Source organism: Olsenella uli, assembly GCF_016899935.1.
Lineage (GTDB): Bacteria > Actinomycetota > Coriobacteriia > Coriobacteriales > Atopobiaceae > Thermophilibacter > Thermophilibacter uli_B.
Window position 1 is genome coordinate 209,203 of record NZ_JACJJK010000003.1, and the last position, 23,223, is coordinate 232,425.

At 69.0% G+C, this 23,223-nt stretch carries 19 protein-coding genes and 1 tRNA gene; 15 read left to right on the forward strand and 5 right to left on the reverse strand.

Annotated features, from left to right (window positions below; translation table 11 throughout):
* Positions 1-9: 9 nt before the first annotated feature.
* From H6A07_RS04095 to H6A07_RS04120, 6 genes are all read left to right on the forward strand, one after another.
* Positions 10-942, forward strand: coding sequence for a hypothetical protein (locus H6A07_RS04095; protein ID WP_204813653.1), 933 nt, complete (start codon positions 10-12; stop codon positions 940-942).
* Positions 943-945: 3 nt separating this feature from the next.
* Positions 946-2,136 carry a purine-nucleoside phosphorylase gene (locus H6A07_RS04100; RefSeq protein WP_204813654.1) on the forward strand — a complete coding sequence of 397 codons (1,191 nt, stop codon included), beginning with the start codon at positions 946-948 and terminating at the stop codon, positions 2,134-2,136.
* 400 nt (positions 2,137-2,536) lie between these two features.
* Positions 2,537-2,612 (forward strand) — tRNA-Thr (locus H6A07_RS04105).
* A 244-nt stretch (positions 2,613-2,856) separates the two neighbouring features.
* A complete protein-coding gene (locus tag H6A07_RS04110) occupies positions 2,857-3,906 on the forward strand; it encodes an inorganic phosphate transporter (protein ID WP_204813655.1) in 1,050 nt (349 codons plus the stop codon).
* A gap of 60 nt (positions 3,907-3,966) precedes the next feature.
* Positions 3,967-4,593, forward strand: coding sequence for a DUF47 domain-containing protein (locus H6A07_RS04115; RefSeq protein WP_204813656.1), 627 nt, complete (start codon positions 3,967-3,969; stop codon positions 4,591-4,593).
* A 322-nt stretch (positions 4,594-4,915) separates the two neighbouring features.
* Complete coding sequence (locus tag H6A07_RS04120) at positions 4,916-6,055, forward strand: aldo/keto reductase (protein ID WP_204813657.1); 1,140 nt, start codon at positions 4,916-4,918, stop codon at positions 6,053-6,055.
* Between the two features lie 22 nt (positions 6,056-6,077).
* Here the strand turns inward: H6A07_RS04120 and H6A07_RS04125 are convergent, their stop codons facing one another.
* Entirely contained in the window at positions 6,078-6,779 is a 702-nt protein-coding gene (locus tag H6A07_RS04125) for a helix-turn-helix domain-containing protein (protein WP_204813658.1), read from the reverse strand.
* Positions 6,780-6,968: 189 nt separating this feature from the next.
* Here H6A07_RS04125 and H6A07_RS04130 point away from each other — a divergent pair, with 189 nt between their 5' ends.
* Positions 6,969-7,610 (forward strand): HAD family hydrolase, encoded by a 642-nt coding sequence (locus H6A07_RS04130; protein ID WP_204813659.1) that lies wholly within the window; start codon positions 6,969-6,971, stop codon positions 7,608-7,610.
* Positions 7,611-7,671: 61 nt separating this feature from the next.
* Positions 7,672-8,316 carry an HAD family hydrolase gene (locus tag H6A07_RS04135; RefSeq protein ID WP_204813660.1) on the forward strand — a complete coding sequence of 215 codons (645 nt, stop codon included), beginning with the start codon at positions 7,672-7,674 and terminating at the stop codon, positions 8,314-8,316.
* A gap of 17 nt (positions 8,317-8,333) precedes the next feature.
* On the opposite strand, the gene H6A07_RS04140 is transcribed toward H6A07_RS04135, so the two are convergent.
* Positions 8,334-9,389 (reverse strand): threonine aldolase family protein, encoded by a 1,056-nt coding sequence (locus H6A07_RS04140; RefSeq protein WP_204813661.1) that lies wholly within the window; start codon positions 9,387-9,389, stop codon positions 8,334-8,336.
* Between the two features lie 128 nt (positions 9,390-9,517).
* On the opposite strand from H6A07_RS04140, the gene H6A07_RS04145 reads away from it, so the two are divergent.
* The 6 genes from H6A07_RS04145 (at position 9,518) to H6A07_RS04170 (ending at position 17,245) form a co-directional block, all read left to right on the forward strand.
* The gene (locus tag H6A07_RS04145; RefSeq protein ID WP_204813662.1) at positions 9,518-10,558 is read left to right on the forward strand and encodes a branched-chain amino acid aminotransferase; all 1,041 of its coding nucleotides are present in this window, start codon (positions 9,518-9,520) and stop codon (positions 10,556-10,558) included.
* Between the two features lie 250 nt (positions 10,559-10,808).
* Positions 10,809-12,125, forward strand: a complete 1,317-nt coding sequence (hisS, locus tag H6A07_RS04150) for a histidine--tRNA ligase (RefSeq protein WP_204813663.1) — start codon at positions 10,809-10,811, stop codon at positions 12,123-12,125.
* 179 nt (positions 12,126-12,304) lie between these two features.
* Positions 12,305-12,958 (forward strand): RluA family pseudouridine synthase, encoded by a 654-nt coding sequence (locus tag H6A07_RS04155; RefSeq protein ID WP_342636554.1) that lies wholly within the window; start codon positions 12,305-12,307, stop codon positions 12,956-12,958.
* Between the two features lie 294 nt (positions 12,959-13,252).
* Complete coding sequence (locus H6A07_RS04160) at positions 13,253-14,815, forward strand: 4Fe-4S dicluster domain-containing protein (protein WP_204813665.1); 1,563 nt, start codon at positions 13,253-13,255, stop codon at positions 14,813-14,815.
* A 154-nt stretch (positions 14,816-14,969) separates the two neighbouring features.
* Complete coding sequence (locus H6A07_RS04165) at positions 14,970-16,001, forward strand: nucleoid-associated protein (RefSeq protein WP_204813666.1); 1,032 nt, start codon at positions 14,970-14,972, stop codon at positions 15,999-16,001.
* Positions 16,002-16,111: 110 nt separating this feature from the next.
* Complete coding sequence (locus tag H6A07_RS04170) at positions 16,112-17,245, forward strand: coiled-coil domain-containing protein (RefSeq protein WP_204813667.1); 1,134 nt, start codon at positions 16,112-16,114, stop codon at positions 17,243-17,245.
* A 305-nt stretch (positions 17,246-17,550) separates the two neighbouring features.
* Here H6A07_RS04170 and H6A07_RS04175 read toward each other — a convergent pair whose 3' ends face one another.
* From H6A07_RS04175 to H6A07_RS04185, 3 genes are read right to left on the reverse strand one after another with little or no spacing between them, the layout of a single operon-like run.
* Positions 17,551-19,356, reverse strand: coding sequence for an ABC transporter ATP-binding protein (locus tag H6A07_RS04175; protein ID WP_204813668.1), 1,806 nt, complete (start codon positions 19,354-19,356; stop codon positions 17,551-17,553).
* Complete coding sequence (locus H6A07_RS04180) at positions 19,356-21,602, reverse strand: ABC transporter ATP-binding protein (protein WP_204813669.1); 2,247 nt, start codon at positions 21,600-21,602, stop codon at positions 19,356-19,358. The genes H6A07_RS04175 and H6A07_RS04180 overlap by 1 nt, the downstream gene beginning before the upstream one ends.
* A complete protein-coding gene (locus H6A07_RS04185; protein ID WP_204813670.1) occupies positions 21,599-22,051 on the reverse strand; it encodes a MarR family winged helix-turn-helix transcriptional regulator in 453 nt (150 codons plus the stop codon). Before H6A07_RS04185 ends, H6A07_RS04180 begins: the two co-directional genes overlap by 4 nt.
* Before the next feature lie 190 nt (positions 22,052-22,241).
* Here H6A07_RS04185 and nadA point away from each other — a divergent pair, with 190 nt between their 5' ends.
* Positions 22,242-23,171, forward strand: coding sequence for a quinolinate synthase NadA (gene nadA / locus H6A07_RS04190; protein ID WP_204813671.1), 930 nt, complete (start codon positions 22,242-22,244; stop codon positions 23,169-23,171).
* The last annotated feature ends 52 nt before the right edge of the window (positions 23,172-23,223 follow it).

Here is a 23,223-nt window from a genome sequence, read left to right on the forward strand (position 1 = left end):
GGGACGGACATGGAAAAGACCGATAGGGACGTCGAGAAGGACGTCGACAAGACCGACGAGAAGGGCGCCCGAAAGGGCGGCGAGAAGCACCTCGTGAAAGGCGCGCCCGCGCCCGGGCGGGGCCTGCCGACCCCGGCGTGGGTCGCCGTCACGGTGGCCGCGCTCGTGGTGGGCGTGCTCGCCGGCCACTTCCTGCTCGGCGGGCTGGGCACGATCTCGCTGGCGGGCCGCACGACCCTCTCGGCGGGCGAGCTCGACAGCACCATCGCCACCTACACCGTGGACGGCCGCACCGTGCCCGTGACGGCGCGCGAGGTCCTCGAGGAGTCGGCCGGCGGCGAGATCGCCGCCAACGAGGACGGCACCTACGACGTGCCCTCCGCGAGCGCCGTGCTCACCTACGCCCAGAACCAGATCATCCTCGACGACGCCGAGTCCCGCGGCATCACGGCCTCCGACGACGAGATCGACGAGTTCGTGACGAGCTCCTTTGGCACCGACCTCGCGACGCTCGCCTCGAGCTGGGGGATCAGCGAGGACGCGGCGCGCGAGACGGTCGCCAACGCCGTCGTGATGCGCAAGCTCCAGGACGAGGTCGCCGGCACGACGCTCCCCGAGGCGCCCGCGCAGCCCGCCGAGCCCGCCGAGGGCGAGGAGGACACGCCCACGGCCGAGTACGCCCAGTACGTGATCGGCCTGCTCGGCGACGAGTGGGACGCCGAGGCCGACGACTGGGCCCGCACGGACGGCACCTACTACGCCACGCTCTCGGGCTACGACATCTCCGACGAGGGCGCCACGTACGCGGCCGCCAGCGCCGCCTACAGCGTCGCGGCGAGCGCGTACCAGGAGGCCTACAACCAGGTTTCCGCCGAGCTCTCCGCCTACACGGACGGTCTGCTCTCCAACGCGACCATCCAGCTCGGCTCGCTCGCGGAGTAGGGCGTGCGCGTCGCGATCAGCGCATGTCTGCTCGGGGCCCCCGTCCGCTACGACGGGGGCTCCAAGCCGTGCGCGGAGGTGCGCGAGCTTGCGAGGAAGGTCGACGTCGTGCGCGTGTGCCCGGAGACGGCCTCGGGACTGCCCGTGCCGCGCCCGCCGGCCGAGCAGCGGGACGGGCGCGTCCTTCTCGCCGACGGGCGGGACGTGACCGAGGACTTTGCCCGGGGGGCGGAGGTCTCGCTCTCCGCCGTCCGCCGCCGGCCGGTCCCGCTGGCGGTGCTCAAGGCGAAGAGCCCCTCCTGCGGCGTCGGCCTCGTCTACGATGGGACCTATACCGGAAGGCTCGTTTCGGGCCAGGGCGTCTTCGCCGAGCGGCTCGAGAAGGAGGGGGTCTGCGTGGTCACCGAAGAAACCGTGCGCGCGTGCAAGCCGAGCGTGGAGCATCCCGTCGCCATCGTCCTGGGGAGCGGCCTCGGGCATCTGGGGAGCCTCGTGCGCCCGGTGCGCCGGATCGACTACCGCGACATCGAGGGCTTCCCGCTCTCCGCGCGCCCCGTGGCCGGCCACAGCTTCGAGGCCACGGTCGGCACGATCGACGACGTCCCCGTGGTGGTCTACCCCGGGCGCATCCACCTCTACCAGGGCTACTCCGCCGCCGAGGTGACCGCGCTCGTGCGCCACGCGCACCACCTGGGCTGCCGCGACATCATCTTCGCCTGCGCCACGGGCGCGGTGCCGGGCAACGCCGAAGTGGGCCTGGGCATCCTGACCGACCAGATCAACCTCACCGGGCGCAACCCGCTCGCCGAGTGGGAGGGCCTGCGCGACGTGGAGAGCCCGTTCGTGGACATGAACGAGGCCTTCTCGCCCTACCTGCGCACGCTCGCGCGCGGCGTGGCGGACGACCTGGGGATCCACGTGGACGAGGGAGTCTACGCAGGCGTGCTCGGCCCGTGCTTCGAGACGCCCGCCGAGGTGGCGGCCCTGCGCGCGCTCGGCGTCTCCTACGTGGGCATGTCCACGGTGAACGAGGTCATCATGGCCAAGGCGCTCGGGATGCACGTGCTCGGGCTCACGCTCGCGGCCAACGAGTCCGGCGCGCCGGCGGTCTCTCACGAGACCGTGCTCGCGGCGGCGGGGGAGCGGGCCGAGGACTTCGAGCGTCTCGTCCGGGGCGTCCTGCGGCTGCTGTAGGGCGGGGCGGGTCGCGGGTCGTGGGTCGTCCCGGAATCCGGGGCCTTGTTCCGGTGGCGTCTTGGAATCGGGGCCCTTGTCCCGCGCGCGTCCCGGAATCCGGGAGGTTGCGCGCCGTGGGCGGCCAAACATGGTCCAGCCCCGGCGATTCTCGGACCGTTTTGCGCCAATCCCTGCGATTCCTAGAGTCGCGCGCGACAAGTTCAACGATTCCTAGAAGCGCTCGTGACAACCCCAGCGATTCTTAGAAGCGCTCGTGACAACCCCCGTGTTTCCTAGAAGCACCCGCGACAACCCCGGCGATTCCCGGAAGCCGGGCCCCACTGCGCCCCGCTCGCCGGGCGAGAAAAACGAGGCTTGCGCGCCGCCCGTTCTTCTCGTATAGTAGTTAGCCGCTTACGCCAGCTTAGCTCAGTTGGTAGAGCACCGCTCTCGTAAAGCGGGGGTCACCAGTTCGAGTCTGGTAGCTGGCTCCAGCGTAAGTGCAGGCCGTCGGGTTTCTCGCCCGGCGGCCTTTTTGCATAAGCGCGACAGGCTCAAACGAGCGGCTGATCTGAACCCGTTCCGTTTTGTAAGGGGATTGTAAGGGTCGGGCGAGCGCGCCGCCGCCGCAGCCCTTCTCGGCTCTGCGACCTTCAGGTTTACGCTATCCTTATCGGGCGTTTACAAAGCTGTGACAATTGGCCGCTCCCCGCGGTCGCGAAGGAAGCGAGTGCGCCCTTGATTAGCTTTGAGCAGTTCCTCGGCGTCCTGTCGAGCAATCCCTTTCTGATCGTCGTCATGGCCCTCGTCATGGGCACCATCTTCGTCAACGGTGCCACCGACGCGGCCAACGCCATCGCCGAGCCCGTGGGCACCCGCTCCATCAACGTGGACTCGGCGATTCTCATGTCGGTCATCTGCAACTTCGTGGGCCTCGTGTTGATGTCGTTCATCTCCACCGCCGTCGCGGACACGATCTCCGGCATGGTGGACTTCGGCGGGGACACTCACGCCGCGCTCATCGCGCTCGCGGCCGCCACGGTAGGCATCGTGGCCTGGGGCGTGGGCGCCTGGCTCTTTGGCATCCCCACCTCGGAGAGCCACGCGCTGATCGCCGGCCTCACCGGCGCCGCGCTCGCGGTCTCCGGCGGCCTCGACGGCGTGAACGGCGCGGAGTGGATCAAGGTCATCTACGGCCTCGTGCTCTCCACGGTGCTGGGCTTTCTCGCCGGCTGGGTCATCTCCAAGATCATCCCGATTGCCTGCAAGAACGCCGACCGCCGCACGGCCAACAACTTCTTCGGCCGCATGCAGGTGCTCGGCGCCGCCGGCGTGGCCCTCATGCACGGCGCGCAGGACGGCCAGAAGTTCATGTCCACCGCCATGCTCGCCATCGCGCTCTCGCTCGACATGACGGTGGGGGAGATGGGCGGCTTCCCGCTCTGGATCATGGTGCTCTGCGCCGCGGTCATGGCCATCGGCACGGCTGTCGGCGGCAAGAAGATCATCAAGAAGGTTGGCATGGAGATGGTGCGCCTGGACAAGTACCAGGGCTTTGCTGCCTCCGTGTCCGCCACGGCGAGCCTGCTCATCGCCACACTCACCGGCCTTCCCGTCTCCACCACCCACACCAAGACCGCCGCGATCATGGGCGCCGGCGCCGCCAAGGACCCCAAGTCCGTCAACTGGGGCGTCGCCAAGGAGATGGTCCTCACCTGGGTCTTCACGTTCCCGGGCTGCGGCGTCATCGGCTTCGTCCTCGCCAAGCTCTTCCTGGTCCTGTTCTAGGCCGTCCGTTCGCGCGACGGCCGCACGTCCTTCTCGCCCGCTCAAGACAAAGGAGTCCACATGCCCCGCATCAAGAAGGAAGACGAGTTCTACACCATGCTCAAGGAGTTCGCGGCCCTCATCGTCGAGGCGGCGGACGAGTACCACAAGATCATCTGCGAGTTCCCAGAGTCCATGAGCTCCATCCCGCAGATGAAGGTCTACGAGTCCACCTGTGACGAGCGCGTGAAGGCCATCATGGCCAAGCTCTACACCTCCTTCATCACCCCGATCGACCGCGAGGACATCTCCAGCCTGGCGCTGGCGATGGACGACGTCGTGGACTCCATGTACGGCGTGGCGGTGCGCCTCGACCTCTTCAACATCGGCGACCTGCGCATCGAGGCCAAGCAGATCTCCGAGCTCACGGTCCGCGCCGTCCACGAGATGCAGCAGATGATCAACCATCTCCCCGACTACAAGAAGGACCGCGTGGTGCTGGAGAAGGCCATCGAGATCGGCACGGTGGAGGACGAGGGCGACACCGTCTACCAGAAGGCGCTGCGCCGCCTCTTCTCCGACGAGGAGGACGCGAGCGGCAAGTACGCGGTCACGTGGCTGCGCATCTTCGACCGCATGGAGCTCTGCCTGGACGCGTGCGACCGCGTCTCCGGCATCGTGCGCGACATCATCATGAAGGACGCGTAGAGGGCGAGAAGAACGTCCATCGCGCGGGTGTCAGCCCAAGGCGAGGACCCTCGACCTTCACGCAGGACTGCGCTTCGCGGAAGATCCTGCTTGGAAGGCCGGGGGTCCTCGCCTTGGGCGGCCGACTCTGGGCGGTTTCTCTTGCCGAGAGGGTGGGGTTGGCGGCGGGCGGATAACGTGCAGAAATAAGCACAACTATCTATATGGCCAGTTGAAAATAACGTACATGTCGAATTCTGTACGTTAATTCGTCGGGAGGCGGGCGACGTCGCGACGGTATACTCACTAGTGACGTAGCGTCGCTTGTTGAGAGGGGATACGCATGCTGTATCGGGACTTCCGGGGGCTGAGCCTTTCTCGGCTGGGGTTCGGGGCAATGCGCCTGCCGTGCGTGGACGGCAGCGACTCCGAGCCGGACCAGGCGGCCGTCGACCAGATGGTGGACTACGCGCTCGAGCAGGGCGTGAACTACTTCGACACCGCATGGGGCTACCACGGCGGGCAATCGGAGGTCGTGCTCGGCCGCGCCCTCGCGCGCCACCCGCGAAACTCCTACTACCTGGCGGACAAGTTCCCGGGCTACGACCTGGCCAACATGGGCAAGGTCGAGGAGATCTTCGAGGAGCAGCTCCGCAAGACCGGCGCCGGCCACTTTGACTTCTACCTCTTCCACAACGTGTGCGAGAAGAACGTCGACGAGTACCTCAACCCCGCCCACGGCATCCTCGACTACCTGCTCGCGCAGAAGGCGGCCGGGCGCATCCGTCACCTGGGCTTCTCGGCGCACGGGGACCTCCCGTGCCTCACGCGCTTCCTCGACGCGTACGGCGAGCACATGGAGTTCTGTCAGCTCCAGATCAACTACCTGGACTGGGAGTTCCAGAACGCGCGCGCCAAGGTGGAGCTGCTCGCCGAGCGCGGCATCCCCGTGTGGGTCATGGAGCCCGTGCGCGGCGGCAAGCTGGCGCGGCTCTCGCCCCGGAACGCGGCGATTCTCGCCGAGACGCGCCCGGACGAGACGCCTGCGGCATGGGCGTTCCGCTTCGTGCAGGGCATCCCCGAGGTCGTGGTCACGCTCTCCGGCATGTCCGACTTCGAGCAGCTGCGCCAGAACGTGGCCACGTTCTCCGAGGAGCGCCCGCTCGGCGAGCAGGACCGTGCGGCCCTGGCTCGCGTGACGGCCAACCTGCTGGGCCGCCACACTGTGCCCTGCACGGCGTGCCGCTACTGCACGGACCACTGCCCGATGGGCCTGGACATCCCCAAGCTGCTCGAGCTCTACAACGAGGCGATGGTCACGGGCGGCGACGGCGGGTTCATCCCGGCCATGTACGTGGGCACGCTGCCCGAGGACAAGCGCCCGGGCGCCTGTATCGGCTGCGGGAGCTGCGCGGCGGTGTGCCCGCAGCAGATCGACATCCCCGGCACGCTGGCGGACTTCGCGGCGCGGCTCGCGGGGTAGCGGGCGCGGCGCGCGGGAGCCCTCAGCGCTGCGGCGGGAGGGGAACCTCCACCGGCCCGCCCTCGCGCTGGGTCTTCCGCATGCCGCGCGCGTACGCCGCGCCGGAGCCGATGCTCGCCACCAGCGCCACCGGAAGCGGCACCACTCCAAAATAGGCGATGAGCTGTAGGACCATGAGGGAGAAGACCATCCCCAGCAGCACGTGTGACTGGCCGACGGTCTTCTCGGCAAGGCGCGTGAGCCGCGTGCCGTTGCGGGCAGGATGCTCGCCGAGGTAGCGCAGCAGCTCGTAGTAGTTGGTGAGCCCGAGGCGCTTTCGGAGCCGCCAGGAGACAACGATGAGCACCAGCCAGGCTCCGATGACGGCGAACGTGAGGTAGCTCCAGAGCAGCGTGGAGAAGATGGGGTGCAGGTCCCAGCAGCTTCCGGCAAGCCCGAGCTCGAGGAAGAGCCAGCACAGCGTGTCCGCGAGGAAGAGGGCGGTCAGCTGGCGCGCGTCCGCGTCCGCCCGGCGCTTGATTTCCGGCACATCGTCGCCGACGAGGGCATCGATCGTGGTGCCAAACTCGTGCGCCATGACCTTGAGGCTCTCGATGTCGGGCAGGGTCTTGTTGCGCTCCCAGTTGCTGATGGTCTGCCGGCTCACGCGGCAGAGCTCGGCGAGCTCGTCCTGGCGCACGCCCGCCGCCTCGCGGTGCTCGCGTATGCGAGTCCCGACGTCCATGACCCCTCCTTCGCCCGGGCCCTGCCCCCATCCTACCCGTCGCGGGCTCGGCCAAGGCGCGCACCTGCGTCAAAATGCTTTGACATCGGGGCCGCCGGCGCGTCCGGGGCGGCGCGCTCGCACCGGCGAGAAGAACGCGCGCTCTGATACACTGGCGGCGGTCCGCCCCACGCCAAGAAGGAGGCTCGCATGGCACGTCCGGCGCGCATCGACGCCGTGCTCTTTGACTTTGACGGCACGCTCTGCAACACCGAGGTCGAGAACCTCCGTCTGGTGCAGGACGTGCTCCGCCAGATGGGCGCCGAGGTCCCGATGTCCGAGCTCGAGGTGCTCACGGGCGGGGAGGACCGCAGGACGGTCCCGCCGATTCTCGCGCGCTACGGCGTCGCCGGCACGATCGACGACTACGAGCACCTGCGGGACAACTGCTACCGCACCTACGCCGAGGCCGACCTCGCGCTGGAGCCCGGCGCGCTCGAGCTCCTGGACGACCTGCGCTCGCGTGGCGTGAAGGTGGGCCTGGTCTCGATGACGGTGGCGCGCTGCATCCTCACGGGCGTCGCCCGCCTGGGCATCCTGGACCGCTTCGACGCCATCGTGTGCGGGGACATGGTCGAGCGGCGCAAGCCGGCGCCCGACCCGTACCTGCGCGCGGCCGAGCTGCTCGGCGTGGAGCCGGGGGCGTGCGTGGCCGTGGAGGACTCGCCGACGGGCATCGGCTCGGCCAAGGCGGCCGGCTGCTACACGATCGCCTACACCGGCGGCGGCATCGTCCAGGACGTGAGCGCGGCCGACGAGGCGACTGGCTCGTTCGTGGGCCTCGCGCTGTAGCGGGACGGGCGAGAAGGACAGAGGGCAAGGACGCCGAGAAGGACGGCCCAGGGAGGGCGGCATGGCACGACCGGAGCGCATCAGGGCGGCGCTGTTCGACTTTGACGGCACGCTCTGCGACACCGAGAGCAAGAACATGGAGCTCGCCCGCAGCATCCTGCTCGAGATGGGCGTCCCCGTGACCGACGAGGACATCGACGAGCTCGCGGGCGAGGACGACGCCGTCATCGTGCCGCGCTACTTCGAGAAGTACGGCGCGCCCTACACCTATGACGACTACGAGGCGCTTCGCAACGGGTGCTTCCGGACCTACGCGGAGGCCGACCTGGTCCTCGAGCCCGGCGCGCGCGAGCTCATGGAGGGCCTGCGGGCGCGCGGGGTCAAGGTGGGCCTGGTCTCGACCACGCCGGCGCGCGGCCCGCTCGTGGCGCTCGACCGGCTGAGGACCGTGCACCTCTTTGACGCGCTGGTCTTCGGCGACATGGTCGAGCGGCACAAGCCGGAGCCCGACCCCTACCTCTTCGCGTTGCGGCTTCTGGGGGTGGACCCCTCCGAGGCGGTCGTCTTCGAGGACTCGGCTGTGGGCATCGCGGCCGCCCGCGCGGCGGGATGTCACGCCATCGGCTACGCCGGCTGCTCCGTCGTCCAGGACCTCTCCGCCGCCGACGAGGTCATCACCACCTACCTCGGCCTCGAGCTTGCCTAAAAGGGGTCAGGCCCCTTTTAGGCAAGTTTTGCGGCAAGGGCGAGCAGCTCGTCCACGTCCTTCTCGGCCGTGGCCCAGGAGCAGACGAAGCGCGCCACCACGTTGCCGTCCGGCAGCTCGTAGAAGGTCTCGCAGCCGCACGCGGCCTCGAAGGCGTCGCGCTGCGCCGGCGTCATGACAAAGAACTGCTGGTTGGAGGGTGCCTCGCCGTAGGGCGCAAAGCCGAGCTTGATAAGCCCCTCGCGCAGGCGGAACGCGCACGCGTTGGCGTTTCTCGCCAGGCGCCAGTAGAGGGCCTCGCCGCCGTCGGTCGCCGCCGCGAACGCGGCCTCGAACTGCACGCCCAGAAGGCGCCCCTTGGCGAGCAGCCCGCCGCGCTCCTTCTGCAGGAATGGGAAGGCCTCGCGCAGGCGCGGGTTGGCGATGACCATGGCCTCGCCGAAGAGCATGCCGTTCTTGGTGCCGCCGATGTAGAAGGCCCCGCAGCGTGCCGCGATGTGCTCGAGCGTGAGGCCGCCCGCCGCCGGCGAGGTCAGCGCCGAACCCAGGCGCGCGCCGTCGAGAAACACCGGCAGGCCCTTCTCGTCCGCCCAGTCGCAGATGGCGTCGAAGCGCGCGCGGTCCCACACGCCGCCGAGCTCGGTGGTGTCGGAGATGTAGACGCAGCCCGGGCGCGTCATGTGGCGGCCCGTCGAGGTCTGGAAGCGCCAGACGCGCTCGGCGGCCTCCGGCGTGAGGAAGCCGTCGGCGTCGTCCGTGGGCAGCACGGTGCGCCCGCACGCGGCCACGGCGCCGGTCTCGTGCACGTTGATGTGGGCGTCCTTCGTGCAGACGGCGCCCTCCCAGTCGCGCAAAAGGCCGGTCACGCCGATGACGTTTGCCGAGGTGCCGCCGATGCAGAACTCCACGTCCACGTCGTCGCGGCCGCACGCGGCGCGGATGAGCTCGCGGGCGCGCTCGCAGTGCGGGTCGCCCTCGGTGTAGCCGACGGTCTGCTCGTCGTTGGTGGCGGCGAGCGCGGCCAGGATCTCGGGCGCGGCGCCCTCGGAGTAGTCGTTGCGGAACATGCGCATGGTGTGCCCCGTTCTTCTCGATAGTCGTTGACGTCGCAATGTTACAACCTCCGCAACCGCACGTTCTTCTCGCCCTGAATGGGTTTATCGTTTCCGCAGCACATAAACCCGGCACGAGGGGACAGCACATGGAGAAGAAGGACATCGACTGGGGCAGCCTCGGCTTTGCCTACCAGCCCACCGACTACAGCTACGCCTGCAACTATCGCGACGGCGCCTGGGAGGAGGGCGGCCTCACGACCGACCACACCCTCACGCTCTCCGAGTGCGCGGGCATCTTCCACTACTGCCAGGAGGTCTTCGAGGGCCTCAAGGCCTACACCACCAAGGACGGCGACATCGTCTGCTTCCGCCCGGACCTCAACGCCTCCCGCATGGCCGACTCCGCGCGCCGCATCGTGATGCCGCCCTTCCCGGAGGACAAGTTCGTCGAGGCCGTCAAGATGGTCGTCAAGGCCAACGAGGCCTGGGTGCCGCCCTTCGGCTCGGGCGCCACGCTCTACGTGCGCCCGTTCATGGTGGCCACGGGCAACGTCATCGGCGTGAAGCCGGCTGACGAGTACCAGTTCCGCATCCTCGTGACGCCGGTGGGCCCGTACTACTCCGGCGGCGTCAAGCCGGTCGCCGTGAAGGTCCCCGAGTACGACCGCGCCGCCCCGCACGGCACCGGCGCCATCAAGGCCGGCCTCAACTACGCCATGAGCCTCTACCCGAGCGTCCAGGCGCACGCCGAGGGCTTCGCGGACAACATGTTCCTCGACCCGCAGACCCACACCTACGTGGAGGAGTCCGGCGGCGCCAACTTCATGTTCGTGGACCGCGAGGGCACGATCGTGGTGCCGCAGTCCGCGACGGACTCCATCCTGCCGTCGATCACGCGCCGCAGCCTCGTGCAGGTGGCCCAGGAGATGCTCGGCATGACCGTGGTGGAGCGCCCGGTCAAGTTCTCCGAGGTGGCCGAGGGCGCGTTCGTGGAGTGCGGCATGTGCGGCACGGCGGCCGTGATCTCCCCGGTTGGCAAGGTCGTGAACGGCGAGACCGAGGTCACCTTCGGCGAGGGCGGCATGGAGCACGTCGGTCCCGTCATGGCCAAGCTGCGCGAGACCCTGACCGGCATCCAGGACGGCGAGATCGCCGGCCCCGAGGGCTGGGTCGTCAAGATCTGCTAGCCACGTACGCCAAAACCGCGCCGAGAAACCCGTCCCCCATGACCGGTGGACGGGTTTCTCGTCAGATAGCATACACTGAGCTGATTCGATATCACATACTGCCAGCTGAGATTCATTGAAGCTTTCAGAAACGGCTTGCCAGTGTATGCTATTTTCGGTCCGCGCGGCGTGACCGTCGCCGGCTGTGGTGTGCTTGCCACTCGCGGTATACTGAACGGCTGTAAAACCGCACGGCGAGAAGGGATGCCCGATGGCTCAGAAGGTTCAGGGGACCGAGGACCTCTACGGCGGCTACATGCGCGCCTGGCAGCGCATGGTCGACGTGGCGCGCGAGCTCTTTGGCGCGTACGGCTTCGACCAGATCGAGACGCCGGCCATCGAGCAGGTGGACACCTTCGTGCACGGCATCGGCGAATCCACCGACGTGGTGCGCAAGGAGATGTTCCGCGTCTTCTCCGGCGCGCTCCTGCCCGACGTGCTGGAGCGCGGGTCCGAGAGCCACCTCAAGCCGCGCCAGCGCATGGCCATGCGGCCCGAGGGCACGGCGGGCGTGGTGCGCGCCGTGGTGGAGAACAACCTCGTGCCGCAGGGGGCGGCGCCGGCCAAGCTCTGGTACGCGGAGGCGATGTTTCGCGGCGAGCGCCCGCAGAAGGGGCGCCTGCGCCAGTTCCACCAGGTGGGCGTCGAGTGGCTGGGCGCGAGCGACCCGGCCGCGGACGCCGAGTGCATCATCATGCTCATGACCTACTTCGAGCGCCTGGGCTTTGCCCGCGAGAACCTGCGCCTGGTCATCAACTCGATGGGCGACGCCGCGTGCCGCCCCGCCTACCGCGACAAGGTCCGCGCGTTCATCCTGGACCACAAGGACGAGATGTGCGAGGACTGCCTCGAGCGCGCCCAGATCAACCCGCTGCGCGCCTTTGACTGCAAGAACGACCACTGCCGCGAGGTCATGAGGGACGCGCCGCTCGCGCCGGACAACCTCTGCGAGGAGTGCGCCGCGCACTACGCCGCGGTCAAGCGCTATCTGGACGCGGCCGGCGTGGCCTACGTGGAGGACCCCACGCTGGTGCGCGGCCTGGACTACTACACGCGCACGGTCTTCGAGGTGGAGGCCGTGGGCTCGGGCGTGGGCGCCATCGGCGGCGGCGGGCGCTACGACGGCCTGGTGGAGCTCGAGGGCGGCAAGCCCACGCCGGGCCTGGGCTTTGCGGTGGGCTTCGAGCGGATCGCGCTCGCGCTCGCGGCGGCGGGCGTGGAGATGGGCGGCGACGAGCCGACCTGCGTCTACGTGGCCTGCACGGGCGGCGAGGCGGAGCGCGCTGCGGCGTTCGATGCCTGCCTGGCGCTGCGCGCAGCGGGCGTGCGCACCGAGGCCGACTATCAGGGCCGCTCGCTCAAGTCCCAGTTCAAGCAGGCCGACAAGCTGCGCGCTCGCCTCTGCGTGGTCATCGGCGGCGACGAGGTGGCTGCCGGCGCCGCCACCCTGCGCGACATGGCCACGCACGAGCAGACGCAGGTTCCGATGGACCAGCTGGCGCAGGCGGTTCTCGCCCGCCTGGCGTAGCCGCTTTCGTCCCCGGCCGATACGCGACTTCCAACGTTTTGCCCGCATATTCCGTCGGAAATCGCATATTGCCTCACGACAGTACGCGACTTCCGACGGAACGGGCCGCTAAAACGTTGGAAGTCGCGTATCGGCAGCACTGGGACTGCGGGCAGGAGAGGGTTGGCGTGGACGAAGGCGTGCCGATATACGAGGACGAGGTCCTTCTCGCCTGGGACAAGCCGGCGGGAATCATCGTGCACGGCGACGGCACGGGCGCGCGCACGCTCACGGACGTCGTGGCGGCGCACCTGGCGGCGGCGGGCCGCACGGGAGCGCGCCCGCAGGCGGTGCAGCGCCTGGACCGTGAGACCACCGGCGTCGTGCTCTTCTCGCTTGACCGCGCAACGCAGCCGGCGCTGGACGCGCAGGTCGCGGGCCATGACATGGACAAGACCTACCTCGCGGTGGTGGCGGGGCGCGTCCCCTGGGCCAAGAAGACCGTGCTCCTGCCCGTCGGTCGGGACCGCCATGACGCGCGCCGCATGCGCGTCTGTCGCCCGGAGCAGGGCAGCCCCGCCGAGACCCGCGTCCGCCGCATCGCCGAGAAGAACGGGCGCACGCTGCTCATGGTCACGCTCGTGACCGGCCGGCGCCACCAGATCCGCGTGCACCTGGCCGCGCTCGGCCACCCGATCGTGGGCGACGCGCTCTACGGCGGGCCGCGTAGCCCGGCCGGACTCATGCTCCACGCCTGGCGCGAGGACGTCACGCACCCCGTGACCGGCGCGCGCCTGCGTCTGGAGACCGCCTGGCCCACCCGCCTCTGGCCGGAGCGCCCGCCCGCGCTCTGAGCGGCCCGGAGTGAGGTTGTGCGCACGCCGCGAGGTTATGCGCACGGCCGCGCGCCGAGGTTCTTCTCGGCACGCCCGTGACCGGCGGATAGAGACGATCAAACGACGCGCATAACCTCCCCGGCCGCGCATAACCTCGCAGATTGCGCACAACCTGCCGCAGGCCGCAAATCGCGCGACGCCGAGGGGAACGCCGCCGCCACCCGCCCGTCCGCTGTGCGATACTGACTGGTTGAGAACGCGCCTCTGAGGGGAGGCGCGACGCACGACGAGACACCCGGGAGAGGGGCAACCATGGCCGATACCATGCGCGGCGTCTACACCAACCTGACCGAGATCCGCCGCAACGTGTTCTCCAGCGTGGCCAAGATCGCCTACGAGATGAAGGACGACGACGAGAAGACCACCCGCCGCAAGCTCCGTGACCTCCCGTACGAGATCATCCCCGGCGACGTGGCCACCTACCGCGAGTCGGTCTTCCTGGAGCGCGCGATCGTGGAGCAGCGCATCCGCCTGGCCATGGGCCTGCCGCTGCAGGGCGTGGACAAGCGCGAGAGCCTCACCGACGGCCTCGCCGACGCCTGCGTGCCCGAGACCTACTACGAGCCGCCGCTGATCAACGTCATCAAGTTCGCGTGCAACGCCTGCGCGGACAACACCTACCGCGTGACCGACGCCTGCCAGGGCTGCCTCGCGCACCCCTGCCGCGAGATTTGCCCCAAGGGCGCCATCTCGTTCAGGGACAAGAAGGCCTACATCGATCAGGAGAAGTGCATCCACTGCGGCATGTGCTTCAAGACCTGCCCCTACCACGCGATCCAGCACCAGGTGCGCCCCTGCGCGGACGCCTGCGGCATGCACGCCATCGGCTCCGACGAGCACGGCCGCGCCCAGATCGACTACGAGAAGTGCGTCTCCTGCGGCCAGTGCCTGATCAACTGCCCGTTCGGCGCCATCGCCGACAAGAGCCAGATCTTCCAGGTCATCCAGGCCATCAACCGCGGCGACGAGGTCATCGCCGAGGTGGCGCCGGCCTTCGTGGGTCAGTTCGGCGGCAAGGGCAACGTGGACAAGCTGCGCCAGGCCTTCACGATGCTCGGCTTCTCCGGCATGGAGGAGGTCGCGGTGGGCGCGGACCTCTGCACCGTCCAGGAGGCCGAGGACTTCATGGAGGAGGTGCCCGAGAAGATTCCGTTCATGGGCACCTCGTGCTGCCCGGCGTGGTCGGTCATGGCCAAGACCGAGTTCCCGGACCACGCGGAGTGCATCTCGATGGCCCTCACGCCCATGACGCTCACGGCGCGCCTGCTACGCCAGCAGCACCCCAACGCCAAGATCGTCTTCGTGGGGCCGTGCTCGGCGAAGAAGCTCGAGGCCATGCGCAAGTCCGTGCGCTCCGAGGTGGATTTTGTGCTCACCTTCGAGGAGATGGCCGGCATGATGAAGGGCCGCGGCATCGACGAGTACACCAAGCTCACGGGCGAGGGCAGCTCGGACTTCGAGGTGGCCTCCGCCGATGGGCGCGGGTTCGCGGTGGCGGGCGGCGTCGCGGGCGCCGTGGTCAACGCGATCAAGGTGATGGACCCCGAGCGCGAGGTCAACGTCGTCAACGCGGAGGGCCTGGAGAACTGCCGCAAGATGATGAAGGACGCCGTCAAGGGCAAGTACCCCGGCTACCTGCTCGAGGGCATGGCCTGCCCGGGCGGCTGCGTGGCCGGCGCGGGCACGCTGCAGTCGATCAACAAGACGGCTGCGGCGGTCAAGCGCTACGCCAAGAAGTCGCCGCACGCCAACGCCACGGAGAACGCGTTCCGCGACCAGATTCCCTCGCTCGAGCGCGAGGAGGACGGCAAGTAGGCGCGCTTCTCGTCCGCCCGCTCGAATAACGCGCTAAATCGTACAAGTGCGTTATTCTGACCTGCGGACATAGAAAACGGTGCTTGATTTAGTGCATTAATCGGGGTGGGCGCGCTTGCTCCCACCCCGTCGTCACGACTCGAGAAGGACACCCATGCTCAAGGTAGACCGCGCGATCCTGCACGTCTTTGACTTCGACTCTGGCTCCACCTACCTCTCCGAACGCCCGCTCGACCTCACGGTCCGCGCGACGCGCTCCTACGTGCAGCGCCACCTGCGCAAGATCTCCGCCAACGCGGAGAGCCGCCACGGCGAGTTCGCCCCGGACTCGGGCTTTGCCGCGGAGCTTACGCGCTACCTGGCCGGCGAGCGCGAGTTCGTGGAGTTCTCGACGGAGATCGCCCAGTGGTTCTGGGAGGAGCTGCGCCGCTCGGAGGACCTCGAGCAGTGCGACCTGCTCGTCGCGGACTTCACGGACACGGACGGCGCGGACGAGAAGGACGTGGAGTTCGACGGCCCCGCCGGCCGCAGGTTCTTCTCGATCCTGCTGCTGCCGCGCCGCCAGGCGTTCGTGCACGAGGTCGGCGGCGGTGCCAACGACATCGCGCGGGTGGACGCCACGCTGCCCAACCCCTCCCAGAAGGTGGCGTCCTACGTGCTCGTGGACGCCGAGACCGGCGCGATCGACTTTCACGACAAGGAGCGCGCCGTGGGCGGCGAGCGCGTGAGCGTCATCCCCGAGCGCTTCCTGCAGTGCACGAGCGAGGCCTCGAGCCACGAGGTCATCGACGAGGTCAACGTCATCGTGCGCGACGTGGCGGAGGAGTTCGGCCTGGAGCCGGCCGTGGAGGCCGCGCGCGTCAAGGCCGCCGTGGCGAGAAGCGCCGACGTGGAGGAGTCCTTCTCGCCCGCCGAGGTGGGCCGGACCGTTTTTGCCGAGCGCCCCGAGGTGCAGCAGCGCTTCGAGGAGCGCGTCCAGGAGGCCAGGCTCCCCGAGGAGGCGCCAGTGCGTCGCGGCGTGGCCAACCGCCTCACGCGCAGCCACAAGATCCGCACGGACACCGGGGTGGAGATCACCTTCCCCTCGGAGCTCGCGGAGCGCCCGGGCTACCTGGACTTCTCGACCGACGCCGAGGGACGCATCACGATCACGGTGGGCAACGTCGCGCACATCGAGAACCGCTGAGGCCGCCGCCCGGGGCGCGGGCTCATGTGTGTCTCGTGTCCGAGCGCGATTGTGGCTAGAATGGTGCGATGAGTTTCGACAATGCCGCACATACGTACCAAGGAGACTCCATGCCCCGTACGCGCATCGCCCAGACCGACGCCGGCATCACGCCGCGCTGCGTCACGCGTCGCGACGCCCTCCGCCTGCTGATCGGCGCGGGCGTCTGCGCGACCGTGCTCCCCGGCGTGGCGCGCGCCCAGACCACCCAGGAGAAGCTCGACGCCGCCCAGCTGAGCTACGACGAGGCCCAGGCTGAGCTCGACCGGATCTCCTCGGAGTACGAGACGATCGCCTCGCAGCTCTCCGACACCACCGCGCAGATCGTCGACGTCTCCGACCAGATCGACGAGAAGCAGGACCAGATTGACGAGAAGCAGGGCCAGATCGAGGAGAAGCAGGAGATTCTGGGCCAGCGCATGAGCTCGAGCTACAAGGCGGGCCCGTCCTCGACGCTCGACCTGCTGCTCTCGTCGGCGACCTTCGACGAGCTCACGAGCAACATCTACTACCTCGACAAGATCACCGAGGCGGACAGCGAGATGATCGCCGAGGTCCGCGAGCTCAAGGCCCAGCTCGAGGACGAGCAGGCCGAGCTCGAGGCGCAGAAGGCCGACCTCGAGGACCTCCAGGCCCAGCAGCAGTCCCAGCTCGAGGACGCCCGCGCCAAGCAGCAGGAGTCGCAGGAGCTCGTGGACAGCCTCTCCGCCGAGGTCCAGGACCTCATGGCCCAGCGCGACGCCGAGCTGCTCGCCGCCCAGCAGCTCGCCGAGCAGGTGCACGGCTCCGGGCCCAACACGGTGACGGACGAGCCGCTCGTCACCGGCAACGGGTCGCTCTCGGCGGTCATCAGCGCGTGCCACTCCACGCCGTCGCCGGGCACGGGCCTGTGCGCCGCGTGGGTCACCAACGTCTTCCAGAACGCCGGCGTGGGCTCGTTCTGGGGCAACGCCGACGACATGTACTACAGCTGGTGCCACACCTCGCCGTCCAACATCCAGCCGGGCATGATCGTGGCCGTCAACAGCTCGCCCGCGAGCGCGGCCGGCCGCATCTACGGCCACATCGGCATCTACGTCGGCGGCGGCACGGTCATGGACAACGTGGGCTACGTGCGCTCGACGAGCCTGTCCTACTGGACGAGCTACTACAGCGCCCTCGCCGTGCCCCTGTGCGGCTGGCTCGGCGGCATCGCGCTGTCGTAGGGGCGGGGGTCGGTCGGTCTTCTAGGAATCCCCGGTCTTGTTCCCGTGGCGTCCGAGAATCGCCGGGGTTGTCCCGGCGGCGCCGCACGGATTGGGTCAAGGTCGGCGATTCCAAGAGTTTGGGGCGACAAGAACGCCGATTTCCGGATCGACCTGGGACAAGGTGCCCGGTTTCTAGAACGCCCCGCGACAAGGGCCTCGATTTCTAGACTGCCCCGGAACAAGCGCGCCAATTCCCGGATCAGCGTCACGACAAACGGGGGCCGGAGGGTCAACGAACCCCTCCGGCCCCTCTCGCGTCGCGTCTACGCCGCGTGGTCGAACTGGGAGTTGTAGAGCTCCGCGTAGAACCCGCCCTTGGCGAGAAGCTCCTCGTGGGTGCCCTTCTCCACGACGTCGCCGTCGCGCAGCACCAAGATCACGTCCGCGTTGCGAATGGTGCTCAGCCGGTGCGCGATCACGAAGCTCGTCCGCCCGCGCATGAGCTCGTCCATCGCGCGCTGGATGAGCTCCTCGGTGCGCGTGTCCACGTTCGAGGTGGCCTCGTCGAGGATGAGCGCCGGGCGGTCGGCCAGCACGGCGCGCGCGATGGTCACGAGCTGCCGCTGGCCCTGGCTGAGGTTGGTGCCCTCTTCGTTGATCACGAAGTCGTACCCGCCCGCCAGCGTGTGGATGAAGCGGTCGCAGCGCGCCGCGCGGGCCGCAGCCTCCACCTCCTCGTCGGTGGCGTCCGGCCGGCCGTAGCGGATGTTCTCGCGGATGGTGCCGCTGAAGAGCCACGTGTCCTGCAGCACCATCGCGAACTCCTGCCGGAGCTCCGCGCGGTCCCAGTCACGCACGTCGATGCCGTCCACGCGCAGCGACCCCGCGTCCACGTCCCAGAAGCGCTGCAGCAGCTTGATGAGCGTCGTCTTGCCGGCGCCCGTGGGGCCCACGATGGCCACGGTCTTGCCGGGCTCGGCCACGCAGGAGAAGTCGTGGATGACGGTCTGTCCCGGCACGTAGCCAAAGCGCACGTGGTCGAACTCCACGCGGCCCTCGCGGCGCGCGGGCAGCTGTGGGGCTTCCGGCTCGGTCTCCTCCGGCGCCGCCAGGAACTCGAAGACGCGCTCGGTGGCCGCCGCCATGGACTGCATCGTGTTGGACACGTTGGCCAGCTGCTGGATCGGCTGGGTGAAGTTGCGGACGTACTGGATGAAGCTCTGGATGTCGCCGGGGCCGGCCTGTCCGGAGAGGCAGAGCCCCGCCCCCACCACGACGACGCCTACGTAGCCCATGTTGCCCACGAGGCTCATGAGCGGCATCATCAGGCCGGAGAGGAACTGGCTGCGCCATGCGCTCGTGAACAGCCGGTCGTTCTCGCGCTCGAACTCCTCCACGGAGGCGTCGGCCCTATCAAAGACCTGGATCACGCCCTGGCCCGCAAAGTCCTCCTCCACGATGCCGTTCACCGTGCCCAGGACCTGTTGCTGCTCGCGGAAGTAGCGCTGCGAGAAGTGCACGACCACGCCCACGATGAGGATCGAGGCCGGCAGCGTGAGCACCGTCACGCCCGTGAGCGGCAGGCTGATCGAGAGCATCATCACGAGCACGCCCACGACCTGCGTGATCGAGGTGATGAGCTGCGTGATGGACTGGTTGAGCGACTGGCCGAGCGTGTCCACGTCGTTGGTGATGCGGGAGAGCACGTCGCCCTTGCTGTGCTCGTTGAAGTAGGCCATCGGGACCACCGCGATCTTCTCGGCGATCTCCTGGCGCATGCGGTAGCAGATCTTCTGCGTGACGCCGGTCATGAGCCAGCCCTGCACGAGGTTGCAGGCGGAGCTGGCCAGGTAGATGCCCAGAAGGCCCAGGAGCGTCGCGCCGATCCAGGCAAAGTCGACCGAGCCCGTGCCCTGCACGGTTGCCACGAGGCCCTCGTAGAGCTTGGTGGTCACGGTGCCCAGCACGCGCGGCCCCACGATGTTGAACACGACCGACCCCACGGCAAAGAGCAGGGCGAGAAGGACGGCGACCTTGTGCCGCCCCACGTAGCCCAGCAGCCTGACCATCGTGCCCCTGAAGTCCTTGGGCTTCTCGCCGCGTCCGCGGCCTCCTCTGACGGGCGGCATCAGCGCTCGCCTCCCTTCGTGTCTTGTGCGTCTGCGGCCGTCGGCCGCGTGTCATCCAGCCCGAGCTCCTCGGCGGAGAGCTGGCTCTGGGCGATCTCCAGATACGCGGGGCAGGTGCGCAGCAGCTCCTCGTGGGTGCCGCGCCCCACCACGTGGCCCTCGTCCAGGACGAGGATCTCGTCGGCGTGCATGATCGTGGCGATGCGCTGGCCCACCACCACGACGGCGGCGTCGGTGACCGTGCGGGCGAGCTCGGCGCGCAGACGAGCGTCCGTGGCGTAGTCGAGCGCGGAGAACGAGTCGTCAAAGACCACGACCTCGGGGTGCTTGGCCAGGGCGCGCGCGATGGCGAGGCGCTGGCGCTGGCCGCCGGAGACGTTGGTGCCGCCCTGGGAGATGGGGGCGTCGTAGCCCTCGGGCCGTTCCTCGATGAACTCCTCGGCCTGGGCCACGCGGGCGGCCTCGCGCATGTCCTCGTCACTCACGCAGTCGCCGGCGAACTTGAGGTTCGTCTCCACGGTGCCGGAGAAGAGCATGCCCTGCTGCGGCACGTAGCCGATGCGCCGGCGCAGCTCCGAGAGGCTCCAGTCGCGCACGTCCACGCCGTCGAGCAGCACTGCGCCGCCCGTGACGTCGTAGAGACGCGGGATGAGCTGCACGAGCGTGGACTTGCCCGAGCCCGTGGAGCCGATGATGCCCGTCATGTGCCCGGGGCGCGTGGTGAAGCTCACGCCCTGGATCACGTCGTAGCGGGCGTCCGGGTACTGGAAGCTCACGTCGCGGAAGGTGAGCTCGCCGCGCGGCGCGCCCTCGGCGGGGAGCTTGGGGCGCGCGGGGTCGGTCACGGAGAGCGGGCACTCGCGGACCTCATCCACGCGCTCCACGGCCACCTCGGCGCGCGGCAGGATCACGGAGACCATCGTGAGAATCATGAACGCCATGACGATCTGCATCGTGTAGGAGATGAAGGCCATCATGTCGCCCACCTGCATGACGCCGTCGGCCACGCCGTGGCTGCCAAACCACACGATGAGCACCGTCACGCAGTTCATGACAAACATGAGCAGCGGCATCATGAAGCTCATCGCGCGGTTGGTGAAGAGCTGCGTGCCCATGAGCTCGCGGCTGGCCTGGTCAAAGCGCTCCAGCTCGTGGTCCTGCCGGCCAAAGGCGCGGATGGGCATGATGCCGTCCAGCATCTCGCGCGCCACCAGGTTCACGCGGTCCACGAGCCTCTGCATCACCTTGAACTTGGGCATCGTGAGGCCCATGAGCACGCCCACCACGGCGCACACGGCGATCACGGCCACGCCGATGGTCCACTCGAGGTCCGTGGAGGTGGCGAGCACGCGCACCACGGCCACGGCCCCCATGATCGGGGCGAGAAGGACGAGGCGCATGAACATCGTCACGGCCATCTGGATCTGCTGGATGTCGTTCGTGCAGCGGGTGATCAGCGACGCCTGGCTGAACTTGTTGACCTCGGCGGGCGAGAAGCGCATGACCTTGGCGAAGGTCTCCCGGCGCAGGTCGCGCGCGATGGTGGCGGCGGTGTGGGAGGCCACCGCGCCCGTGAGGACCGTGGCCACGAGGCTGACGAGACACAGGCCGAACATCTCGAGCGCGGTGCGGCCGAGGTAGGCGTTCTGCACGTCGGCCGCGGCGATGCCCTGCGCCTCGTACTCGGCGCTCACGTAGGAGATGGAGCGCTGGGTGACGATGGTGCCGCCCATGGCGCCCATCTGCTCGCCGAGGGCCTCGGCCGCCGCGGCGAGCTGGTCGCGCGAGACCACGCCGGCGTCCACGAGGCCGCACACGTCGTCGAGGGTGAGCGTGGTCCCGGCGGGAAGCGTCGCGTCGCCGCCAAGCGCGGAGGCGTCCACGCCCTGCTCGAGCGCGAGCGCGGCGACCTCCGGGAGCTCGAGGGCCCGGGCGAGCTTCGAGCCCTCGTCCTTCTCGGCGTCCGTGCCCTGGAACGCGCGCACGCCGGCGTCGTCTGCGGGGGCGTAGGCGGCCTCCACGAGCACCGCGTCGTCATCGGTCATGAAGAGCTCGAGGTCGGCGAGGGCGCTCGCGCGGATGGTGTCCGGCACGGGGCTCTCGACGCCGCCCTGCTGGATGCCCACGTCCACGATCTCCGACATGAGGGAGGGCAGCGTCAGGTCCGCGCTCGCGGAGACCACGAGCAGCGCCGCCACGGCGAGCAGCGCGAGGACGTGGTTCTTGAAGAGCCTGAGGATCCTCATTCGACGACCTCCCTCGCGAGCGCCTCGACGAGGATGTCGCGCGAGCGGCGCGCGATGCGCACGAGCTCCGCCGCGTCGTCCGGGCCGAGGGCCTCCAGATAGCGAACCACGGTTCGCGTGCGGTTGTCGCGAATCTCGGCCGCGCGGGCGCGTCCCGCGTCGGTGAGCTCCACGGAGACGCTGCGGCGGTCGACGGCCGCGTGCGTGCGTGTGACGAGGCCCTTCTCCTCGAGGGACCGCAGGATGTTGGCCGTGCGTGCGCTGGACACGTGCGTGAGCGCGCCGAGCTGCGTGGGGGTGAGCGGGGTCTCGGCACGAGAGAGCGACATCAGCGTCGCGGTCTCGCCGCGCGTGGCGTTGAGCGCCTTCGGCCCGACCGCGCGCCCGATGGCCCCCAGCTCGGCGAGGAGGCCCTGGGCGAGCTCCTCATAGGTGGGCGTGTCGTCCATCATTCTCCTAACATTAGAAGATACTTACGGTGTGAGGTAATACCCGGGGTCGCGAGGCCGCAGACGCCGGGCCCTTCTCGCCACGCGTTCTTCACAACGCTTGGGATTGCGCGCCGTCCTTCTCGCTAGTGTCTTGTCACCTGTCAAGCAGACTGTATACTGACATGGTTTGCCGACGAGGGGAGCGGACATGCTGACAGAGGGGCTGCGCGCCGAGGTGGCGCGCCTCAAGGCGGAGCGCGACGCGGCGGTCCTGGCGCACTACTACGTCCCGCCCGAGGTCCAGGAGCTCGCCGACCACGTGGGCGACTCGTTTGCCCTGGCCAGGCTCGCCGCCACGCTGCCGTGCCGGACGCTCGTCTTTGCCGGCGTGCGCTTCATGGCCGAGAGCGCCAAGCTCCTCTCGCCGGACAAGACCGTCCTCATGCCGGACCCGGCGGCCGACTGCCCGATGGCCCACATGGTGCGCCATGAGACGGTCGTCGCCGCGCGGGCGCGCTACGGCGACGACCTGGCCGTCGCGTGCTACGTCAACTCGACGGCCGAGGCCAAGTCCTGGTCCGACGTCTGCGTGACCTCCTCCAACGCGGTGCGCATCGTGCGCGCGCTGCCGCAGAAGAACGTCCTCTTCATCCCGGACCGCCACCTCGGCTCCTACGTGGCGCGCCAGGTGGGCGAGAAGAACGTGCTCCTGAACGACGGCTGCTGCCCCATCCATCAGGCCATCTCCGCCGACGAGGTCCGCGCGCTCAAGGAGGCGTTCCCGGAGGCGCCGGTGCTCGCGCACCCCGAGTGCGGGCCCGAGGTGATGGCGCTCGCGGACGTCGCCGGCTCCACCTCGCAGATCATCGAGGCGGCCGTGGCGGGCACCGCGCGCGACTACATCGTGCTCACCGTGGACGGCGTGCGCGGCGAGCTGGAGCGCCGCTGCGCCGGGACCGACAAGCGCTTCCACTTCCCGGCCACGCGCCCGGCCTGCCCGGACATGGACCGCATCACCGCCGAGCGGCTCGTCGCGTGCCTGCGCGAGGGCACCGGCGAGGTGGGCCTGCCGCCCGTCGAGGTGGCCGACGGCGCCCGCGCCGCGCTCACGCGCATGCTCGAGCTGGGGGCCCGCTGATGTCCCCGCGTCTGCAAATTGGGGACAGTCCCCAATTAACAGAAAACTTTGA

Coding starts and splice junctions, on each gene's coding strand:
- H6A07_RS04095 (WP_204813653.1), top strand. CDS start 10: ATGGAAAAGACCGATAGGGACGTCGAGAAGGACGTCGACAAGACCGAC.
- H6A07_RS04115 (WP_204813656.1), top strand. CDS start 3,967: ATGCCCCGCATCAAGAAGGAAGACGAGTTCTACACCATGCTCAAGGAG.
- H6A07_RS04120 (WP_204813657.1), top strand. CDS start 4,916: ATGCTGTATCGGGACTTCCGGGGGCTGAGCCTTTCTCGGCTGGGGTTC.
- H6A07_RS04125 (WP_204813658.1), bottom strand. CDS start 6,779: ATGGACGTCGGGACTCGCATACGCGAGCACCGCGAGGCGGCGGGCGTG.
- H6A07_RS04130 (WP_204813659.1), top strand. CDS start 6,969: ATGGCACGTCCGGCGCGCATCGACGCCGTGCTCTTTGACTTTGACGGC.
- H6A07_RS04135 (WP_204813660.1), top strand. CDS start 7,672: ATGGCACGACCGGAGCGCATCAGGGCGGCGCTGTTCGACTTTGACGGC.
- H6A07_RS04140 (WP_204813661.1), bottom strand. CDS start 9,389: ATGCGCATGTTCCGCAACGACTACTCCGAGGGCGCCGCGCCCGAGATC.
- H6A07_RS04145 (WP_204813662.1), top strand. CDS start 9,518: ATGGAGAAGAAGGACATCGACTGGGGCAGCCTCGGCTTTGCCTACCAG.
- hisS (WP_204813663.1), top strand. CDS start 10,809: ATGGCTCAGAAGGTTCAGGGGACCGAGGACCTCTACGGCGGCTACATG.
- H6A07_RS04160 (WP_204813665.1), top strand. CDS start 13,253: ATGGCCGATACCATGCGCGGCGTCTACACCAACCTGACCGAGATCCGC.
- H6A07_RS04165 (WP_204813666.1), top strand. CDS start 14,970: ATGCTCAAGGTAGACCGCGCGATCCTGCACGTCTTTGACTTCGACTCT.
- H6A07_RS04170 (WP_204813667.1), top strand. CDS start 16,112: ATGCCCCGTACGCGCATCGCCCAGACCGACGCCGGCATCACGCCGCGC.
- H6A07_RS04175 (WP_204813668.1), bottom strand. CDS start 19,356: ATGCCGCCCGTCAGAGGAGGCCGCGGACGCGGCGAGAAGCCCAAGGAC.
- H6A07_RS04180 (WP_204813669.1), bottom strand. CDS start 21,602: ATGAGGATCCTCAGGCTCTTCAAGAACCACGTCCTCGCGCTGCTCGCC.
- H6A07_RS04185 (WP_204813670.1), bottom strand. CDS start 22,051: ATGGACGACACGCCCACCTATGAGGAGCTCGCCCAGGGCCTCCTCGCC.
- nadA (WP_204813671.1), top strand. CDS start 22,242: ATGCTGACAGAGGGGCTGCGCGCCGAGGTGGCGCGCCTCAAGGCGGAG.